This window comes from Tunicatimonas sp. (genome assembly GCF_049647865.1).
In the GTDB taxonomy this organism is placed as follows: Bacteria; Bacteroidota; Bacteroidia; order Cytophagales; family Cyclobacteriaceae; genus Tunicatimonas.
In genome coordinates this window covers 1-3,910 of record NZ_JBARYM010000280.1, presented here as the reverse complement: position 1 = coordinate 3,910, position 3,910 = coordinate 1, and the positions used below count along the sequence as shown (strand labels likewise).

Below are 3,910 nucleotides of genomic sequence, written 5' to 3'. Positions count from 1 at the left end.
TTATAGTACGTAGGTAATAATTGGTAATTTTTTTCGAAAAAATTTGTTAACTACCGCAATGCATCAAAGAAAGCGGAATTCATTTTAATCGCTTTCTTTTATTAGAATTATATACTTAAATTTGCAGACTTAACAAAAAGGGGGGTAATGATGGAAGATTTTACCCGGTTCGATATTGATATATATTCATTATCGGACAAGGTTTACACGTACGAATATCACTTAGAAGACTCTTTCTTTCAATTGTTTGACAGCAATTTGCTAGAGAAGGGTAATCTTCAGGCTGAGGTAACGCTGGATAAGCAATCGACATTGATTGCCGCAAGCTTTCGGATTGAGGGGACAGTACAGCTAGAATGCGACCGTAGTTTAGAGCACTTCGACCATTCTTTAGAAGTAGATAGAAGAATTATTTATCAATACGGAGCAGAAGAAGAGGAGGTTTCTGAGGATATTTATACGATTACTACCGGAACTCAAAAGATTAATGTTGCTCATTTGCTGTATGAGTTTATTGGCTTAGCTCTGCCTATGAAGCGGCTGCACCCCTCCTTGGCTGAGAAAGAAGATCCTTGGGTAGAGGGCGAAATTATATTTAGCTCAGCATCAGACAAGTCGGGGGCAGAAGACGAAGCAGTTGACCCTCGGTGGCAAAAACTACGTAATCTTAAGAATTAATAGAAATTTGTAAAAACTAAAAATAATATGGCACATCCCAAACGGAAAATTTCCAAATCAAGAAGAGATAAGCGAAGAACCCACCTGGGTCTTACCCCTCGGAACATTGCAATTGATCCTACCACGGGCGAACCCCATTTGTTTCACCGAGCTCATTGGTACGAGGGTAAGCTCTACTACCGAGGTAAGGTAGTAATGGAGAAAGAAGACGCAGCGTAATTTATGAGGATTGCGCTTGATGCGATGGGTGGCGACTTTGCACCTAAAACCTGTTTGGAAGGAGCTACTCTGGCTATCCGCGAATTTTCTCAAGATGATCGCTTGGTATTAGTTGGGCAGCAAGAAACAATAAAAGAGCATCTGGCTCATTACGAATTTCCTGAATCAATGATAGAGATCGTTCATGCCGAAGAAGTAATCGGTATGCACGAACACCCTACCAAAGCATTTAGCCAGAAAAAACACTCTAGTATTGGTATCGGCTTTCATCTATTAAAAGAGGAGAAGATTGATGCCTTTTGCAGTGCGGGTAATACCGGAGCTATGTCAGTGGGTGCTATGTTCTCGGTAAAACCTTGTGAAGGAGTGATTCGGCCAGCATTGGCAGGTTTTGCTCCTCGCGAAGATGGTAGCTATGGCGTGCTTATTGACGTAGGGGCAAACGCAGACGTAAAACCCGAAATTTTGGTGCAGTTTGGTGAAATTGGTTCGCTCTACGCTCAACACGTTTTTGGCATCGATCGTCCTAAGGTGGGGTTAATTAACTTGGGTGAAGAAGAACAAAAAGGCACGGTAGTTACCCAAGCAGCGTATCAGCTCTTTAAAGAGCAGGATCACATTCACTTTATTGGCAATATTGAAGGGCGGGATATCTTTCGCAATAAAGCCGACGTAATGGTTTGCAACGGTTACGTGGGTAACGTTGTGCTGAAGTTGGCTGAATCGGTTTATGACCTATTAAAAAGCCGAGACTACCATGATCCATTTTTCGATAACCTGAATTACGAAGCCATCGGAGGGAGTCCCATTCTAGGTATAAATGGCAACGTAGTCATTGGTCACGGTTCTTCCAGTGCATTAGCCATAAAAAACATGATTATGCAAGCCTTTAATATGGCAAAGTCCGACATATATCATAAAATTCGAGCTGCTTTTCAGGATCAGCTTTCTGATAAAGAATAATGTATGAGTACACGCAAAGCCGTAATTACGGGAGTCGGAGGATACGTTCCGGAAGACGTTCTCACCAACCATGATATTGAAAAAATGGTGGATACGTCTGATGAGTGGATTTTAACCCGTACCGGCATTAAAGAGCGCCGTATTCTACGAGGGAAAGATCAGGGAACATCCGTGATGGGGGCCAAAGCAGCCGCAGAAGTGTTAAGAAAAACGAACACAGACCCAGCGGAGGTAGAACTACTCATTTGTGCTACGACTACCCCCGACATGATTTTTCCGGCTACAGCCAACCTTATTGCAAATGAGATTGGGGCAATAAATTCTTTTGGCTATGATTTACAGGCCGCCTGTTCTGGTTTTTTGTACGCACTAACTACCGCAGCTCAATTTATAGAAGCCGGAACATATAAAAAAGTATTAGTAGTTGGAGCGGATAAGATGTCGTCGATCATTAACTACGAAGATCGCGCCACCTGCATTATTTTTGGCGACGGGGCCGGAGCGGTTGTAGTAGAAGCCACCGAAGAACCCTACGGATTGATGGACTCTGTACTTCGTTCCGACGGATCAGGTGCGCCTCATTTACATTTGAAAGCTGGGGGAAGTCGTCGCCCGGCTACTCTTGAGACCATAATGGCGAAAGAGCATTTTGTATATCAAGAAGGGGGTGCTGTATTTAAGTATGCAGTGAAACATATGGCTGATGTAGCAGCAACTATTATGGAACGTAACGAGCTATCGTCGGAAAACGTAGCTTGGCTAGTACCTCACCAAGCGAACAAACGCATTATTGATGCTACTGCCAACCGGATGGGGCTAGACCAAGAACGAGTAATGTATACCATTCATAAGTATGGTAATACCACCAGTGCTACCATACCGCTCAACCTCTGGGAATACGAGTCACAACTGAAAAAAGGCGATAATTTGGTACTAGCTGCCTTCGGAGGAGGTTTTACCTGGGGAGCTACTTATATTAAATGGGGGTACGACGGATAGATAGACGAAATAAACTTTTTATCTACATTTGTATTTATCTAGTAATACTTAACCGATAACAACCTATGGCAACCACCGCAGATTTCCGTAATGGTCTCTGCATTGAGTATAACAACGATCTTTTTACCATCGTTGAATTCCAGCACGTGAAGCCGGGGAAAGGACCTGCTTTCGTGCGGACAAAACTCAAGAGCATACGTACTGGCAAAGTGCTAGAGAATACTTTCAATTCTGGGGTAAAAGTTACTACTGCTCGCATCGAGCGCCGTCCGCATCAATTTCTCTTTAAAGATGATATGGGTTATCATTTTATGGATAGTACTACCTTTGAGCAAATAGTAATCCAAGAAGAACAAATTGATGCTCCCGAGTTTATCTCCGACGGACAGCAAGTAGATATCATTGTTCACGATGAAACCGAAACCATTTTAGGTTGTGAACTTCCTGCCTTTGTAGAACTTACCATTACTTATACTGAGCCGGGTATTAAGGGCGATACTGCCACCAACACTACCAAGTCTGCGGAGTTAGAGACCGGGGCTACGATTCAAGTACCCTTGTTTATCAATCAAGATGAGAAAATTAAAGTAGACACACGTACTAAATCCTATTCCGAACGGGTAAAATAAACGTTATGAAAATCAGTGAAATCCGCAACCTTTTAGACTTCATCGCCAATGCTGGTTTGGATGAAGTGGAGTTAGAAACCGACGACATTAAATTAAAGATAAAGAAAAATAGCTCCCCAGAAGTTCACCAAAGCATCATTCATTCTCCGAGTACTTCTTCTATGCCCAGCGATGCCACGGGACTAGTAGCGCTACCTTCTCAGCCAAGTTCACTATCAGATAATGATTCTGTGTCGGACGGGTCTAAAGAATCAGCCGAGTCTAAAGATCAGAACAATTATATTGCGATCAAATCGCCGATGATTGGCACTTTTTACGAGTCGCCTAACCCAGAATCGGGCCCGTTTGTGCAGGTGGGCGATAAGATTTCTAAAGGGCAGACTGTCTGTATTGTTGAGGCTATGAAATTGTTTAACGAAATT

Annotated in this window: 6 protein-coding genes; all 6 read left to right on the top strand. The window is 42.9% G+C overall.

Annotated elements, in window-relative coordinates:
* Nucleotides 1-147 precede the first annotated feature (147 nt).
* The gene (locus WBA23_RS08565) at nucleotides 148-678 is read left to right on the top strand and encodes a YceD family protein (protein ID WP_424581859.1); all 531 of its coding nucleotides are present in this window, start codon (nucleotides 148-150) and stop codon (nucleotides 676-678) included.
* A gap of 27 nt (nucleotides 679-705) precedes the next feature.
* The gene (rpmF, locus tag WBA23_RS08560) at nucleotides 706-897 is read left to right on the top strand and encodes a 50S ribosomal protein L32 (RefSeq protein ID WP_424581858.1); all 192 of its coding nucleotides are present in this window, start codon (nucleotides 706-708) and stop codon (nucleotides 895-897) included.
* A gap of 3 nt (nucleotides 898-900) precedes the next feature.
* Nucleotides 901-1,860 (top strand): phosphate acyltransferase PlsX, encoded by a 960-nt coding sequence (gene plsX, locus WBA23_RS08555; protein WP_424581857.1) that lies wholly within the window; start codon nucleotides 901-903, stop codon nucleotides 1,858-1,860.
* A gap of 3 nt (nucleotides 1,861-1,863) precedes the next feature.
* Nucleotides 1,864-2,859, top strand: coding sequence for a beta-ketoacyl-ACP synthase III (locus WBA23_RS08550; protein WP_424581856.1), 996 nt, complete (start codon nucleotides 1,864-1,866; stop codon nucleotides 2,857-2,859).
* 65 nt (nucleotides 2,860-2,924) lie between these two features.
* Nucleotides 2,925-3,488, top strand: a complete 564-nt coding sequence (gene efp, locus WBA23_RS08545) for an elongation factor P (RefSeq protein ID WP_424581855.1) — start codon at nucleotides 2,925-2,927, stop codon at nucleotides 3,486-3,488.
* Nucleotides 3,489-3,493: 5 nt separating this feature from the next.
* The coding region (locus tag WBA23_RS08540; protein WP_424581854.1) for an acetyl-CoA carboxylase biotin carboxyl carrier protein at nucleotides 3,494-3,910 on the top strand (417 nt) is incomplete at its 3' end.

Excerpts from the sequence above, each read along its gene's own strand:
- WBA23_RS08565 (WP_424581859.1), top strand. The coding sequence starts at position 148 with ATGATGGAAGATTTTACCCGGTTCGATATTGATATATATTCATTATCG.
- rpmF (WP_424581858.1), top strand. The coding sequence starts at position 706 with ATGGCACATCCCAAACGGAAAATTTCCAAATCAAGAAGAGATAAGCGA.
- plsX (WP_424581857.1), top strand. The coding sequence starts at position 901 with ATGAGGATTGCGCTTGATGCGATGGGTGGCGACTTTGCACCTAAAACC.
- WBA23_RS08550 (WP_424581856.1), top strand. The coding sequence starts at position 1,864 with ATGAGTACACGCAAAGCCGTAATTACGGGAGTCGGAGGATACGTTCCG.
- efp (WP_424581855.1), top strand. The coding sequence starts at position 2,925 with ATGGCAACCACCGCAGATTTCCGTAATGGTCTCTGCATTGAGTATAAC.